General features: G+C 46.6%; 27 protein-coding genes and 1 tRNA gene. 15 read left to right on the forward strand and 13 right to left on the reverse strand.

The features are described from left to right. Nucleotides 1-8 precede the first annotated feature (8 nt). Complete coding sequence (locus tag ACM9J1_RS12100; protein WP_415582314.1) at nucleotides 9-551, reverse strand: YceD family protein; 543 nt, start codon at nucleotides 549-551, stop codon at nucleotides 9-11. Between the two features lie 61 nt (nucleotides 552-612). Continuing rightward, nucleotides 613-1671, reverse strand: coding sequence for a 4-hydroxythreonine-4-phosphate dehydrogenase PdxA (gene pdxA / locus ACM9J1_RS12105; RefSeq protein WP_415582315.1), 1059 nt, complete (start codon nucleotides 1669-1671; stop codon nucleotides 613-615). 49 nt (nucleotides 1672-1720) lie between these two features. On the opposite strand from pdxA, the gene ACM9J1_RS12110 reads away from it, so the two are divergent. After that, nucleotides 1721-2317: a riboflavin synthase gene (locus tag ACM9J1_RS12110; RefSeq protein ID WP_415582316.1), complete on the forward strand. Its 597-nt coding sequence runs from the start codon at nucleotides 1721-1723 to the stop codon at nucleotides 2315-2317. A 16-nt stretch (nucleotides 2318-2333) separates the two neighbouring features. Here ACM9J1_RS12110 and ACM9J1_RS12115 read toward each other — a convergent pair whose 3' ends face one another. Further along, nucleotides 2334-2429, reverse strand: coding sequence for a PID-CTERM protein-sorting domain-containing protein (locus tag ACM9J1_RS12115; RefSeq protein ID WP_415582444.1), 96 nt, complete (start codon nucleotides 2427-2429; stop codon nucleotides 2334-2336). Between the two features lie 438 nt (nucleotides 2430-2867). Here ACM9J1_RS12115 and ACM9J1_RS12120 point away from each other — a divergent pair, with 438 nt between their 5' ends. From ACM9J1_RS12120 to ACM9J1_RS12135, 4 genes are all read left to right on the forward strand, one after another. Next, nucleotides 2868-4124, forward strand: coding sequence for a putative DNA modification/repair radical SAM protein (locus ACM9J1_RS12120; RefSeq protein ID WP_415582317.1), 1257 nt, complete (start codon nucleotides 2868-2870; stop codon nucleotides 4122-4124). A gap of 133 nt (nucleotides 4125-4257) precedes the next feature. Next, entirely contained in the window at nucleotides 4258-5571 is a 1314-nt protein-coding gene (locus tag ACM9J1_RS12125; protein ID WP_415582318.1) for a TIGR03915 family putative DNA repair protein, read from the forward strand. Nucleotides 5572-5622: 51 nt separating this feature from the next. Then, on the forward strand, nucleotides 5623-5994 hold the full coding sequence (locus ACM9J1_RS12130; protein ID WP_415582319.1) for a hypothetical protein: 372 nt from the start codon (nucleotides 5623-5625) through the stop codon (nucleotides 5992-5994). A gap of 1 nt (nucleotide 5995) precedes the next feature. Next, on the forward strand, nucleotides 5996-6163 hold the full coding sequence (locus ACM9J1_RS12135; protein ID WP_415582320.1) for a hypothetical protein: 168 nt from the start codon (nucleotides 5996-5998) through the stop codon (nucleotides 6161-6163). Nucleotides 6164-6190: 27 nt separating this feature from the next. Here ACM9J1_RS12135 and ACM9J1_RS12140 read toward each other — a convergent pair. Both ACM9J1_RS12140 and mce read right to left on the reverse strand, forming a co-directional pair. Continuing rightward, nucleotides 6191-6264, reverse strand: a tRNA-Ile gene (locus ACM9J1_RS12140). A gap of 72 nt (nucleotides 6265-6336) precedes the next feature. Then, nucleotides 6337-6738 (reverse strand): methylmalonyl-CoA epimerase, encoded by a 402-nt coding sequence (gene mce / locus ACM9J1_RS12145; RefSeq protein WP_415582321.1) that lies wholly within the window; start codon nucleotides 6736-6738, stop codon nucleotides 6337-6339. Nucleotides 6739-6922: 184 nt separating this feature from the next. On the opposite strand from mce, the gene rbfA reads away from it, so the two are divergent. Then, nucleotides 6923-7315 (forward strand): 30S ribosome-binding factor RbfA, encoded by a 393-nt coding sequence (gene rbfA, locus ACM9J1_RS12150; RefSeq protein WP_415582322.1) that lies wholly within the window; start codon nucleotides 6923-6925, stop codon nucleotides 7313-7315. A 1-nt stretch (nucleotide 7316) separates the two neighbouring features. Continuing rightward, complete coding sequence (locus tag ACM9J1_RS12155) at nucleotides 7317-8513, forward strand: ABC transporter permease (protein WP_415582323.1); 1197 nt, start codon at nucleotides 7317-7319, stop codon at nucleotides 8511-8513. Here ACM9J1_RS12155 and ACM9J1_RS12160 read toward each other — a convergent pair. Together ACM9J1_RS12160 and dusB are read right to left on the reverse strand one after the other, a co-directional pair. Continuing rightward, on the reverse strand, nucleotides 8510-8902 hold the full coding sequence (locus tag ACM9J1_RS12160) for a DUF1398 domain-containing protein (protein ID WP_415582324.1): 393 nt from the start codon (nucleotides 8900-8902) through the stop codon (nucleotides 8510-8512). The two genes, ACM9J1_RS12155 and ACM9J1_RS12160, sit on opposite strands and share 4 nt — an antisense overlap. Nucleotides 8903-8934: 32 nt before the next feature. Continuing rightward, nucleotides 8935-9927: a tRNA dihydrouridine synthase DusB gene (gene dusB / locus ACM9J1_RS12165; RefSeq protein ID WP_415582325.1), complete on the reverse strand. Its 993-nt coding sequence runs from the start codon at nucleotides 9925-9927 to the stop codon at nucleotides 8935-8937. Nucleotides 9928-10017: 90 nt separating this feature from the next. On the opposite strand from dusB, the gene ACM9J1_RS12170 reads away from it, so the two are divergent. The 7 genes from ACM9J1_RS12170 to ACM9J1_RS12200 all read left to right on the forward strand — a co-directional run bounded on the left by ACM9J1_RS12170 (nucleotide 10018) and on the right by ACM9J1_RS12200 (nucleotide 16212). Then, on the forward strand, nucleotides 10018-11217 hold the full coding sequence (locus tag ACM9J1_RS12170) for a helix-turn-helix domain-containing protein (protein ID WP_415582326.1): 1200 nt from the start codon (nucleotides 10018-10020) through the stop codon (nucleotides 11215-11217). Nucleotides 11218-11300: 83 nt separating this feature from the next. Then, entirely contained in the window at nucleotides 11301-11654 is a 354-nt protein-coding gene (locus tag ACM9J1_RS12175) for a hypothetical protein (protein ID WP_415582327.1), read from the forward strand. A 63-nt stretch (nucleotides 11655-11717) separates the two neighbouring features. Next, nucleotides 11718-12377 carry a GIN domain-containing protein gene (locus ACM9J1_RS12180; protein WP_415582328.1) on the forward strand — a complete coding sequence of 220 codons (660 nt, stop codon included), beginning with the start codon at nucleotides 11718-11720 and terminating at the stop codon, nucleotides 12375-12377. An 8-nt stretch (nucleotides 12378-12385) separates the two neighbouring features. Next, nucleotides 12386-12865 carry a DoxX family protein gene (locus ACM9J1_RS12185; protein WP_415582329.1) on the forward strand — a complete coding sequence of 160 codons (480 nt, stop codon included), beginning with the start codon at nucleotides 12386-12388 and terminating at the stop codon, nucleotides 12863-12865. A gap of 4 nt (nucleotides 12866-12869) precedes the next feature. Further along, complete coding sequence (locus tag ACM9J1_RS12190; protein ID WP_415582330.1) at nucleotides 12870-13229, forward strand: hypothetical protein; 360 nt, start codon at nucleotides 12870-12872, stop codon at nucleotides 13227-13229. 157 nt (nucleotides 13230-13386) lie between these two features. Further along, nucleotides 13387-15183 (forward strand): translation elongation factor 4, encoded by a 1797-nt coding sequence (lepA, locus tag ACM9J1_RS12195; RefSeq protein WP_415582331.1) that lies wholly within the window; start codon nucleotides 13387-13389, stop codon nucleotides 15181-15183. Nucleotides 15184-15249: 66 nt separating this feature from the next. Then, nucleotides 15250-16212, forward strand: coding sequence for a helix-turn-helix transcriptional regulator (locus ACM9J1_RS12200; RefSeq protein WP_415582332.1), 963 nt, complete (start codon nucleotides 15250-15252; stop codon nucleotides 16210-16212). A 23-nt stretch (nucleotides 16213-16235) separates the two neighbouring features. Here ACM9J1_RS12200 and ACM9J1_RS12205 read toward each other — a convergent pair whose 3' ends face one another. Further along, nucleotides 16236-16721, reverse strand: a complete 486-nt coding sequence (locus ACM9J1_RS12205; RefSeq protein WP_415582333.1) for a DinB family protein — start codon at nucleotides 16719-16721, stop codon at nucleotides 16236-16238. Nucleotides 16722-16862: 141 nt separating this feature from the next. On the opposite strand from ACM9J1_RS12205, the gene thiL reads away from it, so the two are divergent. Next, on the forward strand, nucleotides 16863-17915 hold the full coding sequence (gene thiL, locus ACM9J1_RS12210; RefSeq protein WP_415582334.1) for a thiamine-phosphate kinase: 1053 nt from the start codon (nucleotides 16863-16865) through the stop codon (nucleotides 17913-17915). A gap of 229 nt (nucleotides 17916-18144) precedes the next feature. Here the strand turns inward: thiL and ACM9J1_RS12215 are convergent, their stop codons facing one another. From ACM9J1_RS12215 to ACM9J1_RS12235, 5 genes are all read right to left on the reverse strand, one after another. Next, nucleotides 18145-18813, reverse strand: coding sequence for a response regulator (locus ACM9J1_RS12215; protein ID WP_415582335.1), 669 nt, complete (start codon nucleotides 18811-18813; stop codon nucleotides 18145-18147). A 113-nt stretch (nucleotides 18814-18926) separates the two neighbouring features. Continuing rightward, complete coding sequence (locus ACM9J1_RS12220) at nucleotides 18927-19691, reverse strand: hypothetical protein (protein WP_415582336.1); 765 nt, start codon at nucleotides 19689-19691, stop codon at nucleotides 18927-18929. Nucleotides 19692-19908: 217 nt separating this feature from the next. Further along, complete coding sequence (locus tag ACM9J1_RS12225) at nucleotides 19909-21945, reverse strand: tetratricopeptide repeat-containing sensor histidine kinase (protein ID WP_415582337.1); 2037 nt, start codon at nucleotides 21943-21945, stop codon at nucleotides 19909-19911. Between the two features lie 66 nt (nucleotides 21946-22011). Next, nucleotides 22012-22662 carry a response regulator gene (locus ACM9J1_RS12230; protein WP_415582338.1) on the reverse strand — a complete coding sequence of 217 codons (651 nt, stop codon included), beginning with the start codon at nucleotides 22660-22662 and terminating at the stop codon, nucleotides 22012-22014. Next, nucleotides 22662-24578 (reverse strand): sensor histidine kinase, encoded by a 1917-nt coding sequence (locus ACM9J1_RS12235; protein WP_415582339.1) that lies wholly within the window; start codon nucleotides 24576-24578, stop codon nucleotides 22662-22664. The genes ACM9J1_RS12230 and ACM9J1_RS12235 overlap by 1 nt, the downstream gene beginning before the upstream one ends. Nucleotides 24579-24623 lie beyond the last annotated feature (45 nt).

Consider the following 24623-nt stretch of genomic DNA (forward strand, 5'->3'; position numbering starts at 1 on the left):
TTTATGTATTATTTATCCGTTAATAGTTGTTTTAGTTTGTCCCAACGCGGGTCTGTTTCATTTTTTTGCTCGGCGTCAAGATTCACTTGTTGTACCGATATTTCATCGAGCTTTTTCAGCGCTTCAGATTTCATCGTGCCGTCTTTCACACCCGGATGGATGCGCTTTTGCGGCACCGACAACACAATCATCTCATAGATGTATTGCGATACATCCATTTGGTGTTCGCCGTGCGGCAAGATCAGCAATTCATCGTTGTCGTTGTTGAACGCTTCACCAAACTGTACTACGAGTTTGAACTTGCCCTTAATGCGAAGATCGAATGATTCTCCGGTCAAGTCACACGGAACGCGGACCGAACCGGCATGTTTGAAAGCCAATTCCAACATCGTGGATTTCTTTTCAAACGCCAGGCTGACTTTTACGTCAACGGCTTCATACTCGTCGTATTCAAAGTGATCAAAGAACGTCTTGTCAATCTGGTACTCAAACTGGTGCTTGCCTAATTTTAACCCGATGAACGGAATTAAAAACTCATTTAGCTTCTTCATCTCCATAATTTGAGCGCGCAAAGATATAAATAAAATGCATCGCACAAAAGCGATGTGGGAATTATTTTTCGTAGCCGGTTTTTTCTTTGATTTTCAAAGGCTTCCGGCTGATTTCGGCGTATTCGGCGCGAGAATGGAAAATATCTATAGCCAAGTAAACGGCTTCCTTGAATGAATTGTGGTCTGCGATGCCTTTCCCCGCGATATCATAGGCGGTGCCGTGATCGGGCGATGTCCGGATCTTATTGAGTCCGGCGGTGTAATTCACGCCTTTCCCGAAAGCCAATGTCTTGAACGGAATCAATCCTTGATCGTGATACGCCGCAATGACCGCATCGAATTTCTCATATTGTCCGCTGCCGAAAAACCCATCGGCCGGATATGGTCCAAAAACCAGCGTGCCGCTTTCAAACATTTTTTTGATGACCGGCAGCAGGATTTCTTTATCTTCCCTGCCGATGACGCCGCCGTCGCCCGCATGCGGATTGAGCCCAAGCACGGCGATTTTTGGTTTGTTGATGCTGAAATCCTGGATCAACGTCTGGCGGATGGTTTCGATCTTCTGGCGAACGAGCGCTTCGGTCAGGTGCGACGCGACTTCGTTCACCGGCACATGGTCGGTTAACAAGCCCACACGAAGATTGTCCTGCACCATCAGCATGAGTGCGTTGCCATCCAATTCCTGGGCGAGATAATCGGTATGGCCCGGAAATTTGAACTCGTCAGACTGAATATTGTATTTGTTGATGGGCGCCGTAACCAACACATCGATATCGTTGTTCTTCAACGCCTGTGTGGCGGCAACAAAAGATTTGATGGCGTACTTCCCGGCATTTTCGTCGCTTTCGCCCGGTTTCAATTCTATCTGGTCGCGCCAAACATTCAAGACATTGATGCGTCCGGGGATGATTTGGTCGATTTGGTCGATGCCATGCAGATTCGATGTAGATTCAAAACTTTTCTTGGCGAATGACAACACTTTCGTATTGGCAAAAATTACTGGTGTACACAATTCAAGCATCCGTGCATCCTCGAAAGTCTTCAATATGATTTCGCCGCCGATCCCATTTAGATCGCCAATGGAAATCCCTACAATGATGTGCTCTGCTTTCTTGACCATGTGTACCGAATTAGCTACTTTTACGGCGCAAATGTAGCAAATTAAAACCATGTTTACCGGAATAATCGAAACCCTGGGCACCATCGCGCGTGTGCAACAAGAAAACGACAACTTGCACCTTACCGTTGCGTGTTCGTTTACCCATGAACTGAAAGTGGATCAAAGTGTGTCGCACAATGGGATTTGTCTTACCGTGGTTGACATCCAGGGCAGTCATTACACTGTTACCGCAATTCGGGAAACCATCGAGAAGACCACTATCGGCGCTTGGCGCGCCGGCGATGTAGTGAATTTGGAGCGCGGCATGCAACTTGGCGCACGACTCGATGGGCACATCGTTCAGGGCCATGTTGACCAAACCGCTCTTTGCACCGGCATCGAGGAAGCCAACGGCAGTTGGTATTTTACTTTTGAATACGACAAAAATCCCGGAAACGTGACCATCGAAAAAGGATCGATTACCGTAAACGGCGTGAGCTTGACAGTTGTAGATTCCGGGGCAAACTTCTTTAGTGTCGCGATCATCCCATACACGTACACACACACCAATTTCAACACTTTTAATGTTGGGACAAAAGTCAACCTGGAATTCGACGTCATCGGGAAATACGTGTCCCGATTGTACGGCCTTCGAAATCAGGCGTAAAACAAAAAACCCGGCTCTAGAGCTGGGTTTTTTTATTGTAGTTGAATTTGTATACTTTGTAGATTCCGTAGCCTAATGATGCGATGAGCAGCGCTACAATACCACCGTCCACTGGCAATCCCGGCGGTGGCGGCGGGGTTNGCGGTGGCGGGTCGTTGGGTGCTGCAAGGCAGGCTACCACTGGGAATATGATGAATGCCAGAAGCGTCAAAAACCTCATTGGGACAATTTTCATAGGGTGTAAAAGTAAATAAAAATTCTTTTGGACAAAATTTTTTCGCAATTAAAATAGATTTTTGAACAATCGACAAAAAACCTTTTAAAAAGCTTGATTTCATTGACGAATCTGAAATAATGCCCTCTGAATCAGCTTGATGCTTCTGCGGTGCAAAAGTACGAATTCATCTTAAAAAAATACGGTCTTTTCCGGTTATTAACGTAAATTTCATGTAAATAGTTTTTTCGGTCGTTGAAATCCTTTCGGTTTTTAACTTTTGTTGAGGTCAAACCGCCTGCTCGATACCGTATCTTTACGGTGAAAATTTCCCCCATGTCAGACCGTATCCGAGAAAAGCTATCCATACTGGCCGACGCCGCCAAATATGATGTTTCGTGTTCGTCCAGCGGCAGCAACCGCAAGAACACCACAAAGGGTTTGGGCGACGCGAGCGCGTCAGGTATTTGCCACACCTATACCGAAGATGGCCGTTGCGTTTCGCTGTTGAAAATCCTGCTCACCAACCATTGCATTTACGATTGTGCGTTTTGTGTGTCGCGCAAAAGCAACGATGTAAAGCGCGCGGCATTCACCGTAGAAGAAGTCGTGGAACTCACCATGAATTTTTACCGCCGCAACTATATTGAAGGTTTATTCCTGAGTTCCGGCATTTTCAAGAACGCCGACTATACGATGGAACGCTTGGTGCGCATCGTGAAGAAATTGCGGCTGGAAAACAATTTCAACGGCTACATCCATTTAAAAACCATTCCCGGTGCCAGCCCGGAACTGCTCACAGAAGCCGGTTTGTACGCAGACCGCATGAGCATCAACCTGGAAATGCCCACGGAAGCCGGATTGAAATTGCTCGCGCCTGAAAAGTCGCATGAAGAAGTCAAGAAACCGCTGGGCTTTATCAAGGACAGCATCGTCGCTTTAAAAGACGAAAAGAAAATCATAAAGCATACGCCGAAGTTCGTTCCGGCGGGGCAAAGTACCCAAATGGTCATTGGCGCCACGCCCGAAACCGACATGGAAATCATGTACAGTGCAGACCAATATTACAAGTCGTTTGACCTCAAGCGCGTATATTATTCGGGTTACGTGCCGATCAGTTTTGACACCAGGATGCCGGCCATTGGCACCCAGCCGCCGCTGCTGCGCGAAAACCGTTTGTACCAGACCGATTGGCTGATGCGTTTTTACGGGTTCAACGTCAAGGAAATCCTGAACGAGCGGAACCCGCATTTGGACACCGACATTGACCCAAAGCTGAGTTGGGCGTTGCGCAACATGCAACACTTCCCGGTTGATGTAAATACCGCCGACTATAATATGCTTTTGCGGATACCGGGCGTTGGCGTAGGTTCGGCAAAGAAAATCTGGCAGGCGCGGAAATTCGGGAGATTGCGGTCCGACCAATTGCGGAAAATGGGCATTGCCTGGAACCGCGCGAAACATTTCATCAGGTGTGCCGACAGTGTTTTCGTGCTGAACGAGCCGGACGCGATCAAGGTGAAAGGATTGATTTTGTCTGAAACCAATAGCAAATATTTGACAGTGCCGCAGCAACAACTGAGTTTGTTTTGATTGGCGCGTTTGCGCGAGGGATGGCAGCGGCTATCCTTTTTGTGCAACAAAAAGATAATAGCGTACAGCCCGACGGCGGACAATTAGGCCGACTTGGACGAGAATGTTCATCCGCCGGCGCGCCCCAATAATTATGGTAACTTTTGTATTCGACGGCACTTTTGAAGGTTTGCTCACCGCGATTTTTGACTTTTACGAGCAGAAGCCGGGCAAGGTGCAATTGATAGACGCTGCGCGTTTCCAGCCGACGATATTGGGCGATGAAACCGATATCACCAGCGATGAAACCAAGGCGAATCGCGTCTGGAATGGCTTGAAGAAGAAATTGTCGCCCGATTGGCAGCAGCGTTTCTACAAGGCTTTTTTGGCCGAAACCCCGGAGATTTTCCAGCATTTGTTCGATTTTGCATGCTATGTATTCGACAATGCGAAAGGCGTTGAAGACAATTACGGCCATGCCTCGGTGATAGCGATTGCACAGGCAGACCGCAGCGTGAACCGCGAGCGGCACCGTATGAAAGCGTTCATAAGATTTCAGGAAACCAAGGACGGCATTTTCTATGCGCCGATTGAACCTGATTTCAACGTTTTGCCTTTGATTGCTGGGTTTTTTAAAAATCGATATGCCGACCAAAAGTGGATTATTTACGATTTGAAGCGCCATTACGGGCTGTATTACGACTTGGAAAAAGTCACGGCGATACAGCTTGACCACACGCCAGAACTAAAAGACGGCAAGACATTTCTGGCCGACGACCTGACGCACGACAAAGAGCATCTTTACGGCTTACTGTGGAACGACTATTTTAAAAGCACGAACATTCCGGCGCGCAAGAACATGAAATTGCACATCAGGCACGTGCCCAAGCGTTACTGGAAATACTTGACCGAAAAACAGGACATGGAGAAATTATTTTTTATCGCGATTGTTCCGCCCAAGAACGTTTCGGACGAAATAACTGCCATAAAACAGGATTTCGCCGACCGGTTCTCGAGCAGCCGTGCCTTGAAAGTCTTGCCGCACATTACCCTGAAAGCGCCGTTTAAAATGCCGGAAAGCAAACGCGCCGGATTGCTGCAATGGTTCGGGAAACTGGATTTGAAGTCTCCGACATTTGAAATTGAGTTGAATGGCTTCGGCGCTTTTGATAATCCGGAAAATCCGGTCATTTTCGTTCGGCCGACACCTTCCGCGGCTTTGGAAAAATTACAGGCCGTATTGTTGGATAAAGTGTCGAACCTGTTGCCGAAATCCGTTGGACGAACCGATACCTATTTCCACCCGCACATGACGGTCGCCTACCGCGATTTGACACGGGAAAATTTCGAAAAAGCGTGGGCGGAATACCAACATCGGGCATTCTCGGCGTCTTTTCTGGCCGACGCGATTTATTTACTGGAACACGATGGGACGAAATGGAATATTGTCGCGACACTGCCGCTTTGAGCCGACGGTTCATTTATTTTGGTATGTTTGCGCAGACCAAAACGGACAATTATGGCGGCAAGCGAAGAAATGTATCGAATCCCGGCGCGGTTCCGGCGCATCGAAAACCTGCACATCGTATTCTGGCTTTTGAAAGACCTTTGCTGGGTGATGCTGTGGCGGCCGCTGGGCATTGCGATGATCGTCCCAACGATGGGCGCGGCGTTGCTCATTACCTGGCAAACCCGGAACATCAAAAGTGAACTGCTCCACAACTTGGCCGTGGTATTCTGGATTACCGCCAATGCCTATTGGATGATTACCGAATTTTTCTCTGACGACGACAGTCTGCGGTATTATGCCGTCATTCCGTTTTCGCTGGGCATCATCGTGATTGCATACTATTATATTGGCGAATTTTGGCAACGCCTGAAAAAAAACTGACATGGATCGAAACAAAATCATTGGCGCGTTGCTGCTGTTCGTGGGCGCATTTATGGCGACACGGCAACTGCTTTCCAAATCCACGGACTTCATTATCGTAGGCTGCGGCGTCATCCTGGCGCTGGCGGGTGCTATCATGGCCATGCAGAAAAGTAAGCCGAAGGCATAAAAAAACCGCGACGGGAAGTCGCGGTTGTGGTCCCACTTGGGCTCGAACCAAGGACCACCTGATTATGAGTCAGGTGCTCTAACCAACTGAGCTATAGGACCGGTTTAGGGCTGCAATATTACCACATTTTTTCGGGCGTTGCAAGTGTTTTTCGGAGATTGTTACCTGCAGACTTACCTGATTTCCTGACACAATTCTATCAAAACGCCGTTGGTGGTTTTGGGATGCAGGAACGCGACGAGCTTTTTGTCGGCGCCTTTTTTCGGCGTCTCGTTGAGGACCGTAAATCCTTCGGCCTTTAACCGAGCGATTTCCGACACGATATCATCTACATCAAACGCAATGTGATGAATGCCTTCGCCTTTCTTTTCCAAAAATTTAGCGATCGGGCTGTCGGGATTCGTGGCTTCAAGCAACTCGATCTTGTTTGGGCCGTTCCTAAAAAATGACGTGCTCACGCCTTCGGACTCGACGACTTCGGTTTTGTAGGGCGGCGCGCCGAAGATTTTTTCGAAAATGACATTGGACGTTTCCAAGTTGTTTACGGCGATGCCGATGTGTTCGATTTTATTCATGGGGAAGATTCAAAGTTCAAAGTTCAAAGTTCAAAGTTCAAAGTTCAAAGTTCAAAGTTCAAAGTTCAAAGTTACGGCGACGACAGGTCCGCGAAGTGAAAGTGGCAAAATTTTATCCTCTTTTTCTCAACACGTTGCACCAACGCCGGATTGCATGCTGAACCAATTTGCCTATCTTTGCCGCATGGAAACGAACCGACAGAAAAAAATTGGCGCGCTGCTCCAAAAAGACCTTGTGGATATTTTACAGGGCGAAATCCGGAAGAATGCCATCGCGAATTTAGTGATTTCGGTGTCAAAAGTGTACGTGACGTCAGACTTGTCTATGGCGACGGTACATTTGAGTATTTTCCCGCAAGAGAAGGCCGCAGAAACGTTGGCTGCCATCAAGACCAACACGCCGCTCATCAAACACGACTTGGCGCAACGGGTGAAATTGCAACTCCGCAAAGTCCCGAACCTGAGTTTCCGCATCGACGATTCTTTGGATTACATCGAAAAAATTGACCGCGCACTTTCGGGCGAAGAAAACCCAATCGCGAACCCTGACCTGCTCGAAAGACGCAAAAAGTCCTAGCTTGAACTTCCCGTTTTACATCGCCAGACGCTACCTGTTCAGCTTTAGTAAAAGCAACGCCATCAATATCATTACGTTTATTGCCGCCGCCGGCATTGTGGTCACGGCCGCCGCGATGTTCATTGCGTTATCGGTATTCAGTGGGTTGCGCGAGTTTTCGCTTTCATTCAGCAACGATTTCGATCCGGACTTGAAAATCACGACCGTCAAAGGCAAATCTTTTTTCGTTTCGGAACAACAGCACGCACAAATCTTGCAAACACCGGGCGTAGCCGCCTACAGCAAAGTCATTGAGGAGCGCGTTTTGTTCCATTATGACGGAAAGGACAAAGTGGCTTACTTGAAAGGAACCGACAGTTTGTTCGGCCATGTGAACGACGTGGCGCAATCGCTATACAACGGCACGTGGGTGAAGCCCGATACATATCAGGCAGTCATCGGCTACGGTATTGCGAACGATTTGTCTATGGGTTTGTTCGATTTTACGAACGTTCTGGAAGCATACGTCCCGAAACCGGGCAAGGGCGCAATCGACAATCCGGCCGAAGCATTTTCCAAGACCAACTTGATTCCCGTAGGGATTTATGCGATTAACGAAGACCTCGACAACAAATATGTTTTTGCGGATTTGGGCCTCGTTCAGGAATTGTTGCGCTACCAACCCAATCAGGTTTCGGCCTTGGAAATCCGGCTGAAACCCGGCGCAGACGAAACCGCGGCCATCGCTTCTCTACAAAAAATTCTTCCGGCCACGGAAATCAGGACGCGCGCCCAGCAAAATGATTCGCTATACCGGATGTTGAATACCGAGAACATCGCGGTTTATATGGTATTCACGCTGTTCATCATCATGGCGCTTTTCACCTTGATCGGCGCTTTGATCATGACCATTCTCGAAAAACGGAACAATCTCAAAACGCTCTTGAATCTCGGCGCATCGGTATCTTCGTTGCGGAAAATTTTCCTGTGGCAAGGCAGCTCACTTACCATTCTCGGCGGTGTAGTTGGGCTCATGATTGGAATCGCGGTGGTGGTTGTACAGCAGCGGTTCCAACTCGTGATGATTACTGAATCACTGGCATATCCGGTCCGGTTTACCTTCGGAAATGTACTTGCCGTACTTGTGACGATCGCAGCCGTGGGCATGTTGGCTTCGTGGTTTGCGGCGTGGCGCGTAAATCGAAAATTCTTGGATTAAGCTTCTGGAATGGCTTCCGAAAACATCAAATTTCCTACTTTGTCAAAATAGCTGCAAGTCATCGCCTCCATATCAACACACCACTTTTTCACGCCATTTTCGGCCGACTGGGCGCAAAACGTACGATAATCTGTTCGGCCTTGCTGATGCAGTCTGAGCGCAACCAAAAAATTTGCGTTATTGGTGTCGTCAGCTACTTCCATGCTTTCATACTTTGGCATTCCGGAAATTCTATATCCATCTTTACCATAAAAATCAGTATGCCCGTCGGCCACGAAAGTTTCATAGGATTGCACACCTAAATGCTTGAGTTCGGCGATATACGCGGGAAAGTCGGCGCCAGATTTGACTTTGGCGTGTGCGGCTTTGATCTGTTCAGCTGTAAACATAACTGGATTGGTTTATTATAATCCCGATACCGTCAGGCAAACTGATATCCGGAATAGGAATCAATGATTTCATCGAGTACGCCAAATAGTTCTTCCGGGAAATCCAGTGTCACGAGCTTGGTCCGGAACTCCTTGAAGTTCGCAATCCCCTTAAAATAATTCGTGTAGTGACGGCGCATTTCCACGATACCTAGCCGCTCGCCTTTCCATTCCATAGACCATTTCAGGTGGTTTCTGGCGGCCTCGACGCGGTCTGACACCGAGGGCTTCGGCAGATGTTCACCCGTTTTCATGTAGTGTTTGACTTCATCGAAAATCCAGGGATAACCGATGGCGGCGCGCCCAATCATAATGCCGTCGACACCGTACTTGTCCTTGTATTCCAGGGCTTTTTCGGGTGAATCCACATCGCCATTCCCGAAAATCGGTATCGTGATGCGCGGGTTGTTTTTAACCCGGGCGATATGCGACCAATCGGCTTCGCCTTTGTACAACTGCGCCCGCGTACGACCGTGAATGGACAAGGCTTGCACCCCGATGTCCTGCAGTCTTTCGGCAACCTCATCGATGTTGATCATGTCGTGATCCCAGCCCAGACGCGTCTTCACCGTTACCGGAAGGCTCGTGCTTTTGATGACGGCTTTGGTCAGGCGAACCATCAAATCGACATCTTTCAATACTGCTGCGCCCGCACCTTTACAGACCACTTTCTTTACGGGACAGCCGAAGTTGATATCAATCAAATCCGGGTTTACCGCATCGACAATCCGGGCTGACATGGCCATCGCTTCTTCGTCGCCACCGAAAATCTGGATGCCGACCGGGCGTTCGTAGTCAAAAATATCCAGTTTCTGACGGCTTTTAATGGCATCGCGAATCAGGCCTTCGGAAGAAATAAATTCGGAAAACATCAAATCGGCGCCGTGCTGTTTGCACAGACGGCGGAATGGCGGATCGCTCACGTCTTCCATAGGCGCGAGCAAAAGCGGAAAATCCGGAAGTTCAATGTTGCCGATTTTTACCATCAGATTTTTTCGCAAAAATACAGTTTTTATCGGAAGCGTCCGCAGGTGTTGGTGTGACGGCAAATTTGTTATCTTTCGCTAAATTCTCGTATGCTTTTCGAATTCGGTTTTTATTCGTCTCTGCTGCTCATTCCGTTCTTCCACGGAATGCTGTTCGCGGTCTTGCTGTTTCGGAAGGCAATGGTGTCCTCAGCCAAGGAGAACTTTTTCCTGTCGGCATTTCTGGTCATCTGCTCGTTGTACATTGCGCCTTGGATGTTGGGGTTTGCCGGCTGGTACGACAACCAGCCGTATCGCGACATTTTATTTTACGTGCCGTTCCAACAATTGCTGTTTATGGGGCCTTTGCTTTATTTTTACACGCAGCGGTTGCTAAATCCGGCGTTCCGGATCGGGCGCAATACGTTGATTCATTTCCTACCGGGCGTGCTCTACCTCGCCTACATGGCCTATTTGTGGGTGTATGATTATTTTATTTATAACGGCTATTACTTTTACGCCGACCAGTCAGACAAGGATTTTGATGCCTGGTACCAATATTTGGGATTGGTGTCAATGGTATACTACCTGATTTTGAGCCTTCGGTATTATAACACGTACAAAAAATTGATTTTCCAATATACGAGTTACGCCGAAAGCATCCTGTTCCGTTGGATCAAAAACTACCTGATTGCTTTCCTGTTGATGTTGTTGTTGCCTGTGGTATTCGATGTGATTGGGCTGGTTTATCCGGAAGTGAAAACTTACACCGGCAGTTGGTGGTTTTTCCTGTGCTTTTCGCTGATCACGTTTTACATCGCACTCTCCGGTTATTCGAATTCGGTGCAAACGGCAATTCCGTTTAAGTTACCGGCAACGGGCGAACATTCCATCTTGGTTCTGAGCGAGGATACCGACGATGCACCCACGGAAATCCAGACCGAAATCGCAGCGGAGAAAAAGAACAACTTCGAAGCAGACGCTTGGAAAGCGAAGATTGAAAAACTACTGGCCGAAGAAAAACTCTATGAGAACCCTGACCTGACACTTTCAGATTTGGCGCAACGGCTCCAAACCAACGCTTCGGTTATTTCCAAGGCTATTAATCAGGGCTTTGAAATGAACTTCAACGACTTAATCAACCATTATCGTGTGGAAGCGGTCAAAAGAATGCTGGCGCAAGGCGCTCAAAAAAAGTCTACGCTTTTAGGGATTGCGTATGACTGCGGCTTCAACTCCAAGGCCACATTTAACCGCGCGTTCAAGAAAAACACTGGTGTTTCCCCGAAGGAATACGGTACGGATTCCTAAAAATAAGGTCTCATATTATAATCTGAAACGCTTCATTGCCTGAGCTGATGCACTTTTGCTTCATCAACCACAAAATTTAAGCGATGAAGAAAAGTGTATTATTTGCCTCTTTAGGTTTCAGCATTATTTCCTGCGGGATTACCGGCTCACTGAATTCGAATACATCCATCAAGCCGCATGAAACCTTCATCCTGGGTAAAAACCAGCATGGTGTTTTCCGTACACAACTCAAAAACGAAGGCACTACTGCGCTCAAAGTCTATCAGTCATTAGATGGCAATTCACACCATTCTGTTTTGGTGCTACCTCATGAAAAGGTGTTTGTGAAAACTCCTAAAAACACAGCGTTGGTGATCGAGAATACAGGAGATCAATACGCTTCCGTGACCTTGAAAGTCAAAGGCGACCTAAACTTAGGCATGACCTATAACCCCTAGAACGAGTTTCAATCATCAACCGATTGCCTTCGTGTCTTGAAGGCCAATCTAAAATCAATCAACATGAAAAAAATCAATTTTACCCTGCTGTTGTTGCTGATTTCGGCAACCATTTATTCACAAACCCGCGGTTCCGGGCAATTAATAGAACGTTCCTATCCCTACGCCGGATTCGACAAAATTGCCATTGAAGATTTGGCCGGCCAAGTAGACATCGAAATTGGCAACACTTGGTCTATATCGGTAACTATAGACAACAACCTGCTTCCGCTGCTGGCTTTTAAGGAGAATCCGGGGGAATACCAGTTGACCGTTTTTTTCAAGGGCAACCGAAACAACAACATGTATCTCGAAAACACCAACGTGCGCATCAAGATCACCATGCCTGAGGCGTCGGTAATCAAAAACGATTCGAACGCTCAGGTGTCTGTGAAAAATGTCAAAGGACGATACCTCAAATTGGTCAACGCGGAAAATGGCGACATCCAAGCTTCGGGCACCGTAGACGTCCTCGATGTAATCAGCGAAGGAAATGGCAATGTCAAAGCGGCATCGCTTACGGCGAAAACCATCGAAGTTAGTGCAACAGGCAACGGTGACATCACTGTGCGGTCCACAGAAAAAATCACCGCGAAGACCAGTGGCAACGGCGACGTGCGCAATGTGGGCAAGGCAAAATACTCGACAAATTCTGTTGCGACCGGAAATGGCAATCTCTTATAACCAATACCATGAAAAAGATTCTCTTAGTACTCACAAGTCCTTGCCTGCAAAAAAACTGGTTTCAAGAAATACTTCTCTTAATCCCGAGGCTGGTCTGCGGCTATCTGTTGACCGCCGATTTTGGTGCTGCAAAATTCGGACTGCCTTCGTCGCCGGAAGAAAAAAACCTGGGGTTCTTTGAAGTGGCCTTTTGGTTCCCAAGCGATGTGTCGGCCTACGGCGGCCTATTCGCCCTATTCCCGGCGTTCTTTGCTTGGATGGGTGCATTTAGCGAAGCTATCGGCGGAATTGCGCTGCTGCTCGGATTCCAAACCCGGATTTTTTCATTCCTGATTGTACTCACGATGTTGGTGGCCATATTTGCGCAACAATTCCAAGCCGGTTTGTGGAATATGCTGCCGGCTATGGGTTTCCTATGGGTCGGGCTTACCCACATGGCGTTAGGTTCCGGTCGCTTCGGGATTGACTATTTAATCACGAAAAACTAAAATCATGAAATATAATGCTGCCTTATTTTTGTTGCTGTCCACTGTGCTGTGGACTGGCTGCGTCCAAAAGACCAAATTAAATAAAGTCAAGTACTTGGTAAATGTTTATGGACTTAAAAACATCGAAAAAGTTGGTGTTCGCGGAAGCGACAATCCGCTATCTTGGGACGCCGACCTGGATTTGAAGCCTATCGTTAAAGACAGTATGTATGCTGTAGAAGTGATCTACAATACGGGCTACAACGTAACGGAAGTCAAATTTACGGTCAATGGAATTTTCGAGTTGCAAAACCAAGACAACCGCATCATTCGGTTCAGCGAATCTGGCCGCACGGAAGCGCGTTTTGTTTTCGATAGGCCGTAAGCCGTCAAATGTATTCCTCCGCCCTGATAATTGTAAACTTTCGGTTATATTTGCAGATTAATTGGGAGTTGGATGCCCGCGTTAGGGATAGAGGCAAGCACCGCGTGCAGCCGAAAGCCCGGGCCGCAGGCAACGCCCAAAAATTTGACGAAAGAACATGAAGCACATCCGGAATTTTTGCATCATTGCACACATCGACCACGGCAAAAGTACGCTGGCAGACCGCCTTTTAGGTGCGACACAAACGGTCAGCGCGCGTGAAGAGAAGGCGCAATTGCTCGATAATATGGATTTGGAACGTGAACGTGGCATTACCATCAAAAGCCACGCGATCCAGATGGAATACACCTACAAGGGCGAAAAATACATCCTGAATCTGATTGATACGCCCGGGCACGTTGACTTTTCCTATGAGGTGTCGCGCTCAATCGCGGCTTGCGAAGGCGCGTTGTTGATTGTTGATGCTGCACAAAGCATTCAGGCGCAGACCATTTCGAATTTGTATCTGGCCTTGGAAAACGACCTGGAAATCATTCCGGTGCTCAATAAAGTGGATTTACCGAGTGCGAATCCGGAAGAAGTCAGCGATGACATTGTGGACTTGCTTGGCTGCAAAATAGAAGAAATCATTCACGCATCCGGAAAAACAGGCTTTGGCGTAGAGAACATCCTCGCGGCAATCATTGAAAGGATTCCGGCGCCAAAAGGCAACCCGGAGGAACCGCTGCAAGCCTTGATTTTTGATTCGGTCTATAACCCATTCCGCGGGATTGAGGTTATTTTCCGGGTGAAGAACGGCGAGATCAAGAAAGGCCAGAAAATCAAGTTCATGGCTACCGACAATGAATATTTCGCGGACGAAATCGGGACGTTGAAGCTCAACCAAGTCCCGAAAGACAAGATTTCTACCGGCGACGTGGGCTATTTGATTTCCGGCATCAAGGAAGCGAAAGAGGTGAAAGTGGGCGACACCATTACCGACGCGAAAAACCCTACGACGAATATGATCCATGGTTTCGAGGATGTGAAACCGATGGTTTTTGCCGGAATCTATCCGGTAGATACCGAAGATTATGAGGAATTGCGGGCGTCAATGGAAAAACTCCAGTTGAACGATGCGTCGCTGGTGTTCCAGGCCGAAAGTTCTGCGGCGTTGGGCTTTGGTTTCCGTTGCGGATTCCTCGGAATGCTGCACATGGAAATCATCCAGGAACGTTTGGAGCGCGAGTTCGACATGACCGTTATTACCACCGTCCCGAACGTATCATATCTGGCCTACACCAAGAAAGATCCGGACGTGCCGATTGTGGTGAACAACCCGTCAGATTTGCCCGAGCCGTCAAAACTCGACCGTGTGGAAGAACCGTTCATCAAGGCGACGATCATCACCAAGTCGGATTTCGTGGGCAACGTCATGTCTTTGTGTATCGAAAAACGCGGGCAAATCACCAACCAGACATACCTTACGACCGAGCGTGTAGAATTGAATTTCGACATGCCGCTGGCCGAAATCGTATTTGATTTTTACGATCGTTTGAAGACCGTTTCAAAAGGCTACGCATCGTTTGATTATCACCCAATCGGGATGCGCACGTCGAACTTGGTGAAAGTGGATGTGCTCTTGAACGCCAACACCGTAGACGCCTTATCGGCGCTGATCCATGCCGACAACGCCTACAACATCGGTAAGAAAATGACCGAGAAGCTAAAGGAGCTGATCCCTCGCCAGCAGTTTGATATCCCGATCCAGGCGGCCATCGGTGCGAAAATCATTGCCCGTGAAACCGTGAAGGCACTCCGTAAGGACGTGACCGCAAAATGTTACGGCGGCGATATCTCGCGTAAACGGAAACTCCTGGAAAAACAGAAAAAAGGAAAAAAACGCATGCGCCAGGTAGGTAACGTGGAAATTCCGCAGGAAGCATTTATGGCAGTACTGAAACTCAACGACTAGATTTTACTTTTTGAAAGATAAATTTTAAATTACTCCGGCATTGTTCGGAGTTTTTTATTCCCCAGTATGTACGACGAATCTCCCAAACGTTTTGACCGCATCGTAGCGATATTAATCCAGTTGCAATCGAAAAAGATTGTGCGCGCTCAGGATTTGGCCGATCGTTTCGAGGTAAGCCTGCGAACGATTTACCGCGATATCCGGACGCTTGAGGTTTCGGGCGTACCCATTTACAGCGAGGCCGGTGTGGGATACTCGCTCATGGACGGCTATCGGTTGCCGCCGGTGATGTTCACGCGTGAAGAAGCCTCGAGTTTCATCGCCGCCGAAAAATTGATGCAGCAGTTTCCCGACAAAGAGCTGGGCGAACACTACCAATCGGCGATGTTCAAGCTCAAAGCCGTGCTGAAAAGCACCGACAAGGACTTGGTGTCGGACATCGGCGCAAAAGTGCTGGTGCGCAACAATGCCGATGTGTTCAACGAAAAAGCACCCAATGCGTTGGCCCAGGTGTTCCGAAGCATCGGCGAAAGGAAGCAAATCATTTTATCGTATGAAGCTATCGCAGCCAGCGAACCGAGCCTTCGCACAATTGAGCCTGTCGGTGTGTTCCAAGAAAACCAAAACTGGTACATTCTCGGGTTTTGCCACTTGCGCAAAGACTACCGACAGTTTCGCACGGACCGCATCCACGACATCAAATTGACCAATCAGGACTTTGAACAATCGCACGACGAACTGGAAAAACACCTCGCAAATAACACAAACGAAAACCTTACTGAAATTGTGATTCTCGTAGAAAATTATGTCGCAAAATACCTTAAATACGACCGCAAACATTATGGTTTCGTGTCCGAGAAAAAGCTAGGTGATAAAACGGAAATGACTTTCCGGACGCGCGATGTGGAAAATGGATTCGCACGGTGGTTCATGATGTTTCCGGACTACGCCAAAATCGTCAAACCGGAAAGCCTGAAAACCCGGGTCGCAGCATTACTGCAAGCCGGGTTGGAAAAATTACGGGAATAAAATCCGATGCTTCCGCATCATTTTTATCGTTCCCAGAAAAACGGCGGTTCGGTGTTCAGCGCCCGCAAGTAAACATACATTTGCCCACGATGGTGGATTTCGTTGTCGATGAAATAAAAGATGTTTTCAATAATCGGGAATTCATATTGCCCGAATAAATTAAAGGTCTGGTCAAAATCGTCGACCGTCAATTCCTGCCAAAATTCGTTGATGCTTTCCGTCTCTTCGTCCCATTTTGCCAGGAAATCGGCTTTGGTTTTCAGGTCCAATCCGGCTTCGGAGTAAGGCTGATCGTTACGTTCGACAATCGCTTTGAGCGCAGGGCCGCCAATGGCCAGCAACTCTGTGGTCAATTGCGCGGGCGTGCGCATACCGGCGAGCGAGAATTCAAAAAAATCTCTCTCAGTAAATTTGTCGATGACACGGCGCGTCAAGGCACGATGGCCTTGCCAATGTTTGAGTAGATTGCGCGGGCTGATGACTTGTGAATGTGTTGCGATAGTATTCATAATTATGGAATAAATTGGTTTACGGTTCAAAGCTAGGACGGCCGAGTGACAACAGTTTGTCAGTAGGTTTTTGACCCGTAATTTTTTTTTGCTTCCCCAAACTGCCGCTTTCCGTACCTTTGCAACCTTACCATCTAGAATATGTTTGACGACAAAACCCCTCAGCGCACTTCGATTGCGCAACTTGGCGAATTTGGCCTCATTGACCATTTGACTAAAAATTTCCAGATTGGCCAGCCATCGACCCTGAAAGGCATTGGCGACGACGCGGCCGTGCTCGATTTCAAAGACAAGAAAGTCGTCGTATCCACTGATTTATTAATCGAAGGCGTTCACTTCGACCTCGCGTATATGCCGCTCAAACATTTGGGTTACAAGGCTGTCATCGTGAATCTCTCGGACATTTGTGCGATGAACGCCGTGCCCACGCACATCACCGTTTCGATTGCGGTTTCGAACCGATTCCCGTTGGAAGCGCTCGAGGAATTCTACCAAGGGATTGCCCTGGCGGCCAAGCAATATGACGTCGATGTGATTGGCGGCGACACGACTTCCTCTCAAAAGGGTTTAATCATCAGCATCACTGCCATGGGCGAAGCGGACCATGACGACATTGTGTACAGAAACGGAGCAAACGACAACGACTTGCTGGTGGTAACCGGCGATGTTGGCGCGGCCTACATGGGTTTGCAGGTGTTGGAACGCGAGAAGCAAGTGTTCCAAGTGAATCCGAACGCCCAGCCGGATTTGGAACAATACACTTATCTCGTCGAGAGGCAACTCAAGCCCGAAGCGCGGAAAGACATCAAGCCTTTGCTGGCCGCTCTGGGCGTGAAACCTACGGCGATGATTGATATTTCCGACGGGCTGTCATCGGAGATTATGCATTTGTGTAAACAGTCTGGCACCGGATGCAATGTTTTCGAGGAAAAATTACCGCTCGATCCGCAACTCATCAATGTTTGTGAGGAATTCAATATCGACGCGACGACCGTAGCCATCAACGGCGGCGAAGATTACGAACTCTTGTTTGCGATTGCGTTATCGGATTTCGACAAAATTAAAGGAAACCCAAACCTTACGGTAATTGGACACATGACCAAGGAAAGCGAAGGTTTGCACCTCATTACGCGGGCAAATATGAAAATTCCTTTGAAGGCGCGCGGCTGGAATGCGCTGGGTGAAGAAAAATAAAAAAGGCGGTGTTTAGCGCACCGCCTTTTTTATTTGAGTCAAAGTAGTCCGGATTTACTTTGGGGGTAGCAGCTCCGGTTTAACCAATCCACTTCAACTTGTAGTCCTGAAATGCCCATTCAGTATCACATTGCTAAAGTACATCGGCTGCCTCGAACCGTTGTTGTGGCTTCCCTCATTTTTTGGTGCGGTTTCCCGTAAATTTTGATGCGGGTTTCCGTAATGACTACTAAATCAAGCCTTTATTCTTGGCCTCGGTGATGAGTTCGATATCGCTACTGCCTTTCACATCAAGCATTTCCTTGAGATTCAGCTTGCGCTTCTCGACCGCACTCAAAGACAACGGCACGTATTGCGGAATGTCTTTGGTCTTGATGCCTTTTGACAAATGATAGAGGATTTGTTTGTCAAACGGGTCGATCTCCATCTTTTCGTGTTGCGACTGGCTGATGAGTTTGACCACAGTTTGGCTGTAATAGTTCTCGTTTTTGAGGATTTTGTCGAACGCAATCAAGAGTTCATCAAATGTCAAATCATTTTTGATGATCAAACCGTTCGGGCTGATGGATTTGAGGATGGAATTGATTTTCAGCAATTCGGTGTGCATGGTCAGCAAAATCACTTTGCAATCGGCCATCACCTCTTTGATCAGTTTGGCCAAGTCTTCGCCGGAATGGATGCCTTTTTCCTCATATGCCGGCATGCTGATGTCAAAAAAGGCGATGTCGAACGGCGCAGTCTGAGGGTTGGTAATGATGTCGTAGGCGGATTTGCAATCGTTGGCCTGGGTAATGGTGAATTCGTAGCCCGAGCCGCCGTAACTGTGGATGGCGTTTTTGTAACCTTCGATGATAAACGGGTGGTCATCGACGATAATGATGTTCATTTTTTTAGACATTGTGGTTGGTTTGGTTGGTTTTGGTTGTTGGGTCTCAAATTTACAATAATTGTAATACCATTCTCGCCGCGCCTAAAAAATTGTCCTGTTTTGCGTCAATAAATGTCCGCCGCCTACTTGCTGATTTGTGTTTCGGTTTGAATATCAACCCTATCCCAATTGGCCTTCCCGTTGAGCATTTGCTTCATTTCGCAAATATTTTCTGACGTAACCGACACCCCATTTACTTTAGTAACGATGTCGCCCAATGAAATTTGGCGGGAAGTTTTGATTTTCGATGTAATGACCAGTCCGGATTGGGTTACGTCCACTTGGAATAACGGAAAAGTGTTTTCGGCATCCAGCCCCAATGTGTTTTTTTGGATATACACCTCGTGTTTATCAAAGTCGAAAATCCAATTGAACCCTTTCATGATACCGACGCCCAATCGCGAAACATCCTCATTCGCTACCACGATAGCTGTATTGTAGTAATTGTTGCCAATCGTAAACCATTTATTTGGAAATACAGCGAACTCGCCTGTTTTATTTTCATAGCGGTGGCAACGATCTTTTTCAAATGGCTTGGCATCGATGGCGGACATAGCGATGCCGCCCGTGAAACCGGTATCCAATTTCAGTTCGTACTTCTTGCGCCGCAACAATATCGTAACGTAAATGCCGTCTGCCCGAAAGTTTGAACTGATTTTCTGGCAACCGTTTGCCGCGTAACTGTCGACCTCGTCTCGTTTAACGGCACAAATCTCCAGTTTGTCGAAATTGACGTGACAGCGTGGAAACCTTCTACGGAATTCCTCAAAGCCGACAATGCCTTGCTCAGCTCCGGTGTCAGCGCAAAAATCAATGTTTGCGATACTTGCATTTTCTTTGTGATACAAAACTGATTTTCTGCAATCTAGGTCAAGTAATCGCAACGCGTTCATTCCCTCAGAATGGTCAGAAACTAAAATTCGGTTTTGGAACAGCTGAAATGAGCTACAATTTGATTGATTGGTTGTAGCTTTTGTAAGGCATCCAACAACAGAAAGTACAAAGATGGATAATGGTTTCATGGCGTGTGTTTTCGCCAAGGTTGCGCTTTCTTGCTATATCATCTTACGGTTTTCCCTTATTAATTATTAAATCTTGCTTGGTCAATGGCAGTAGGATGTTGAGGATTGTTCCTTCCGGACCGCCCGAAATGATCTTAAATTCGCCATGCAAAGTTTTTGCCCGATCGGCGATATTCTGTAGGCCTATTCCTTTCTTTACCTTGTCGACTTTAAAACCGACACCGTCATCATGGACAAGTATCCTCACGCAATCATCTTCCTTGGTCAGGGTAACAAAAATATTTTGGGCACTGGCGTATTTATAGCTGTTTTGCAACGCTTCTTGAAGGATGCGGTAGATGTTCATACGAAGGACACTTTCTGTCATTTCCCAATTGAAGGCAGGGTCGATTTCCGTAAAAAGATTGGTTGAAGTTGTGCCGCGATACTCATTGAAAAGATTGTCCAGCAACGCCGCGAAACCTTTGTTTTCGGAAAAAATATCGTCATTCAAGTCATGCGCCACTTGTCTGATTTCATATTCGATCTCCTGGATATTGTCTATGAAACCTATGCATTTCCTTATGGTTTCATCATCTTGGCTTTTGTTCAGGATGAATAGATTTAATCGGGTACTCGCCAACCGGTTCATGATGCCGTCGTGTAACTCGCGCGCGATTCTTTGTTTTTCGGCTTGGCGTCCTTCATCGATTTTGAGCTGCTGGTCATTGATGAGTTGGTAAATCGCTTCATCGGCCTTTTGCTGTTCATGAACCAGCATCAAACGTTTCTGCCGCGCGCGTTGCATCTTGATGACGAAAAGCAGTCCGCCCAATAGCAAAATGGCCCCGGCAACCCCAATGACAATCCATTTTTGTTTGATGGCTCGATCCTTTTCAACGGTCAATTCGTCGGCTTCGAAGGCAATTCGGGCAAACTTATTCCGGTTCCGGCGTTCGGCGAGTTGGAGGGAATCTGAGAGGGAGATGTATCTCTGGGTATATTCCAAAGACTTGACTTTATCCAACTCTATCAACTGTTTGAGACACTGCAAAATATCCCTGGGCGCCCGGAAGCTCTTTGACAATCGCAGCGCCTCCTCGGCGTAACGCAATGCCTCATCCTTTCGGCCTATTTTCCGATAATAATTGGAAAGGTATAATCGGTTGTAATTTCTGCCTTGATCAATATTAAAGCTATCTCGCATTTTGTTTGCCTGTTCATATAAAAAAGGAACTGAGTCAACTTTGTTTATTGAAAGATAGGCGTTTGCTAGGTTGTCTAAAAGGACCGCTTTACCTTCTGCATAATCATTATCTCTTTTCCGTAAGAAAATTAGTCCCTGCCTATAGTATCCAATTGCTTGTCTAGTATTTCCGCTATCAAATGAACTTTGTCCCAATAAACAATAACAAACTTGAAGATCCGTGCTATTGTTGTTCAGCTTTTTTTCGGCAATTGAAACTGCCTTCAGGCCGTATTTAATAGAAGTTGCATATTCTCCAATGTCTCGTAAAACAAAGGCGAGAGAGTAAAAAGCGTTAAATTGTTCATCATAAAGGAACTTCTTTTGAGCCAATTTGAGTGCCTCCAGGTAATTCGAAATGGCCTCAAAATAATCGCAATTAAAATAGTAAACCAATGCTATCGCTGAATAAATCCGAGCAATGTTCTTGTAGTCGTCCGTTTTTATATAAATCTTTTTTGATTCCATGAGAAAATACATGGCTTGGTCATTCTCACTTAGGTTCGTATAGCCGTTGCCTAAGGCCTGGTATGCTTTAGCCAAATAAAAATCGTCATGGGCGGCAAGTGATTTCTTTTTTAGATTGTGGGAAGCATCAATGGATTCACGGAAGAAATTAATTTCAGAGAAAATCTGAGCGACTTGTAACAACTTCTTCCTATTATCAAGCGTATTCGGGGCACCTTTGAGTATTTCTAAAGCCTTTTTCCCATAAAGTGCCCTTGTTTCTCTCTGGGCTGATTTATTCCCTGCACACGTGATGTATCTTTGCATCTTTGCCTCAGGGTTAGATTCCCCCGCTGATAAGCACAAAAAGAGAATCCCTAAAAGCAAAGTTATTTCTTTGATTCCCATAAGCATATTAAGTCAATAGACAATAGTAGGAACAACCATTGTGGATCAATTACAGAAAATCTGTAATTATATCAACCCTTCTTTCCTTGCGGCCAAGATGATTTCCTCGTCGGAACCTTTATTCAGCAGGAAGTAGTCCTTAATCTGGGCCTTTCGTTTATCAATGGCACTAACGGATAAGGGCAAAACTTCATGGAGATTCTTGGTCATCATGCCTTTAGACAAGAGCAGTATGATTTGCCGATTGTAATTGTCTAGGTAGTTTTCTTTTGCGCTAATCTTTTTTATCTGCGCCCTTGCCGTCTGACTAAAATAGTTTTCATTGCCAGACATCGCATCATAAACATCCTTGAAGTCTTCAACCTTGAAGTCCACCTTACAAATCAGCGCATCGGGTGAAAAATCCTTGTATAAATTGTATAGGAAAATAGCCTCCACATGCGACGTCAGCACCAGTAATTTTCCCATCGGTGAATGTGCTTTGATAGGAGTGATTAAATCGCCGCCATTGTAGAGATTGGCGTGTTCATCTGGCGGTATGCTCCAATCCAAGAAGATAAAGTCGTAAGGTTTGGTTGGCTTAGTTGTTAAGAGCAACCTTCCTTCCTTACAATTTTTCGCGACATCGACGGTTTGTACCGGGGCGTTCATCATTTCGAACATCCTCAAATATCCCTGGACAAACAAATCATGGTCTTCGACTACCAAAACCCTCATTACTCGCCTTTTTTATGTAGTGGAAACTTCACGTCAATCGTAGTGCCTTTACCCTTTTTGGAGCGGACGTCAAATGTCCCGTTAAGCTCCTGGGTTCTCGACACCATATTCTGGAGGCCGATACCTTTCTTCTTGGTATTGGTAGAAAATCCGACACCGTCGTCGGCAATGGTCAGGCTCAGGTCATTCCCAAGCTTTTTGATGGATAGATTGATATTTTTCGCGCTTGCGTATTTGTTGATGTTTTGCAAACACTCCTGTATGATCCGGTAAAGATTAATTTTTGCGGTATTCTCTAGCTCATCCCATTGGATCGAATCGTCGATATTGACGGTGACTTCGGGCTCAAACGAACTCCTTTGTTCTTCCAACAAATTGTTGAGGATGGCTAGGAAATTGCTTATCAATGCATGTTTCTCTCGGTTCAGGTCGTGCGATATTTCCCGGATGTCCTGTTCTATGTTCTTCAATTCGGTGAGGTATTCATTGCGCTTCGAAGCGGCATCCTCCGAGTTTTGGCGATTCAGGCTGTCCAAATTCAGCCGCGCCCCAAAAAGACGCCCGAGTACACCGTCATGGAGTTCCTGTGCGATGCGTTTTTTCTCACGCGCGCGGCTTTCCTCAATGGAGTTTTGTTGGTTGATCATGAGGTTGTAGATGTCTTCATTGGCCTTCTGCTGGGCCTGCTTCAGCATCAACTCCCTATTTTTGGCGCGTTGCGTACGGATGACAAAGAGGAGCATTACAATGGTTAGGGTACCGATGAAGATGTAGAGGAGGTTTCGGTTCTGTTGTTCCAGCTTGTCCTTTTCATCAATTATCTCGTTGGTTTCATAAGCAATACGTGCGAACTTGTCTTTCGCTTTTCTTTCAATTTGCTGAACACTGTCATTTAGCTTTATATACTCCTGAAAATAATTCCCTGCATTTCCCTTGTCAACTATCGAGGTCTGCTTCAAGGAACCGAGCACGTCTGATGCTACCCCGTTCGCCTTGGCAAAAGCCAAATTATCCTTTGCTATCTGAAGTGCTTTGTCATCTTGTTTCAAATAGTCATATAGCTGGGAGAGGTGAATCTTATTTAAAATAATACCTGACGGATCCGTCTTTAGGCTGTCGCGTATTGATAAAGACCTCTCGTAAAGTCCAGGCAAACCATTCAAATCGCGAAGTTTGAATTTAGAATATGCCAAATTATCAAGCAACATGGCGTATAACCCGGGATTGTCCCGGAAAAGGGTTTTATCTGAGAGTGCTTCCTCAAAATATACTATTGCCTCGGCGTCCTTGTCCATATTCTGATAGACATAGCCAATGTTGTTTAGTGAACTGGCGCCCAGGTGAAAAGGACTGGCAAGGTTGTGTTCCCTGAAAACTCCTAAAGCTTTCTTGTGGTATTCTAATGCTCGCTCGTAATTTTTCAACTCATTTGAACAAACACCAATTATATTGTAGGCATCGTATACGCCATATTGATTTGTCTTGGAAAAATGAGTTAACGCCTTTGATGCGGAAATCTCACTACCTGTAAAATCACTTTCAAACAACTTAATGAAAGCAATGTCAAGATAAATATTCCCTAGCAAGGGTTCGTCCTTTGCCATGAGGGCAAGTTCCTCCGCCTTCAAATAGTGGAAATAAGAACTGTCATTTTTTTGGAAGTCGAGATAGTATGTCCCAAGATTCTTGTATGCCTTGGCCTTGTGCAGTGTGTCGTTTTTTTCATTCGAGAGCTCAAGTAACATTTGGCTGGCTCTTTTGAAACCGTCCTTATCATTCAACTTATACAAGTTCTCGGCCGCATCTGCTACGCTTCTCCTAACCGCTCTGCTGTTATCCTGATCCAGCAAATAGTCTAGAAATTTTTTGTTAAGATTTAATCTATCCTTTTCTGCTAGCGATTCCTTCTTCAGCATCTTGCCATAATGTGCAATGCTGTCGTTGGTCTGCTCCGCACTTCC

This window comes from Flavobacterium longum, assembly GCF_965137575.1.
GTDB classification, from domain to species: Bacteria; Bacteroidota; Bacteroidia; order Flavobacteriales; family Flavobacteriaceae; genus Flavobacterium; species Flavobacterium longum.

What these genes read in the sequence shown, in the direction of transcription:
- ACM9J1_RS12100 (WP_415582314.1), bottom strand. Translation starts at nt 551, where the DNA reads ATGAAGAAGCTAAATGAGTTTTTAATTCCGTTCATCGGGTTAAAATTA.
- pdxA (WP_415582315.1), bottom strand. Translation starts at nt 1,671, where the DNA reads ATGGTCAAGAAAGCAGAGCACATCATTGTAGGGATTTCCATTGGCGAT.
- ACM9J1_RS12110 (WP_415582316.1), top strand. Translation starts at nt 1,721, where the DNA reads ATGTTTACCGGAATAATCGAAACCCTGGGCACCATCGCGCGTGTGCAA.
- ACM9J1_RS12120 (WP_415582317.1), top strand. Translation starts at nt 2,868, where the DNA reads ATGTCAGACCGTATCCGAGAAAAGCTATCCATACTGGCCGACGCCGCC.
- ACM9J1_RS12125 (WP_415582318.1), top strand. Translation starts at nt 4,258, where the DNA reads ATGGTAACTTTTGTATTCGACGGCACTTTTGAAGGTTTGCTCACCGCG.
- ACM9J1_RS12130 (WP_415582319.1), top strand. Translation starts at nt 5,623, where the DNA reads ATGGCGGCAAGCGAAGAAATGTATCGAATCCCGGCGCGGTTCCGGCGC.
- ACM9J1_RS12135 (WP_415582320.1), top strand. Translation starts at nt 5,996, where the DNA reads ATGGATCGAAACAAAATCATTGGCGCGTTGCTGCTGTTCGTGGGCGCA.
- mce (WP_415582321.1), bottom strand. Translation starts at nt 6,738, where the DNA reads ATGAATAAAATCGAACACATCGGCATCGCCGTAAACAACTTGGAAACG.
- rbfA (WP_415582322.1), top strand. Translation starts at nt 6,923, where the DNA reads ATGGAAACGAACCGACAGAAAAAAATTGGCGCGCTGCTCCAAAAAGAC.
- ACM9J1_RS12160 (WP_415582324.1), bottom strand. Translation starts at nt 8,902, where the DNA reads ATGTTTACAGCTGAACAGATCAAAGCCGCACACGCCAAAGTCAAATCT.
- dusB (WP_415582325.1), bottom strand. Translation starts at nt 9,927, where the DNA reads ATGGTAAAAATCGGCAACATTGAACTTCCGGATTTTCCGCTTTTGCTC.
- ACM9J1_RS12170 (WP_415582326.1), top strand. Translation starts at nt 10,018, where the DNA reads ATGCTTTTCGAATTCGGTTTTTATTCGTCTCTGCTGCTCATTCCGTTC.
- ACM9J1_RS12175 (WP_415582327.1), top strand. Translation starts at nt 11,301, where the DNA reads ATGAAGAAAAGTGTATTATTTGCCTCTTTAGGTTTCAGCATTATTTCC.
- ACM9J1_RS12180 (WP_415582328.1), top strand. Translation starts at nt 11,718, where the DNA reads ATGAAAAAAATCAATTTTACCCTGCTGTTGTTGCTGATTTCGGCAACC.
- ACM9J1_RS12185 (WP_415582329.1), top strand. Translation starts at nt 12,386, where the DNA reads ATGAAAAAGATTCTCTTAGTACTCACAAGTCCTTGCCTGCAAAAAAAC.
- ACM9J1_RS12190 (WP_415582330.1), top strand. Translation starts at nt 12,870, where the DNA reads ATGAAATATAATGCTGCCTTATTTTTGTTGCTGTCCACTGTGCTGTGG.
- lepA (WP_415582331.1), top strand. Translation starts at nt 13,387, where the DNA reads ATGAAGCACATCCGGAATTTTTGCATCATTGCACACATCGACCACGGC.
- ACM9J1_RS12200 (WP_415582332.1), top strand. Translation starts at nt 15,250, where the DNA reads ATGTACGACGAATCTCCCAAACGTTTTGACCGCATCGTAGCGATATTA.
- ACM9J1_RS12205 (WP_415582333.1), bottom strand. Translation starts at nt 16,721, where the DNA reads ATGAATACTATCGCAACACATTCACAAGTCATCAGCCCGCGCAATCTA.
- thiL (WP_415582334.1), top strand. Translation starts at nt 16,863, where the DNA reads ATGTTTGACGACAAAACCCCTCAGCGCACTTCGATTGCGCAACTTGGC.
- ACM9J1_RS12215 (WP_415582335.1), bottom strand. Translation starts at nt 18,813, where the DNA reads ATGTCTAAAAAAATGAACATCATTATCGTCGATGACCACCCGTTTATC.
- ACM9J1_RS12225 (WP_415582337.1), bottom strand. Translation starts at nt 21,945, where the DNA reads ATGGGAATCAAAGAAATAACTTTGCTTTTAGGGATTCTCTTTTTGTGC.
- ACM9J1_RS12230 (WP_415582338.1), bottom strand. Translation starts at nt 22,662, where the DNA reads ATGAGGGTTTTGGTAGTCGAAGACCATGATTTGTTTGTCCAGGGATAT.
- ACM9J1_RS12235 (WP_415582339.1), bottom strand. Translation starts at nt 24,578, where the DNA reads ATGCTGAAGAAGGAATCGCTAGCAGAAAAGGATAGATTAAATCTTAAC.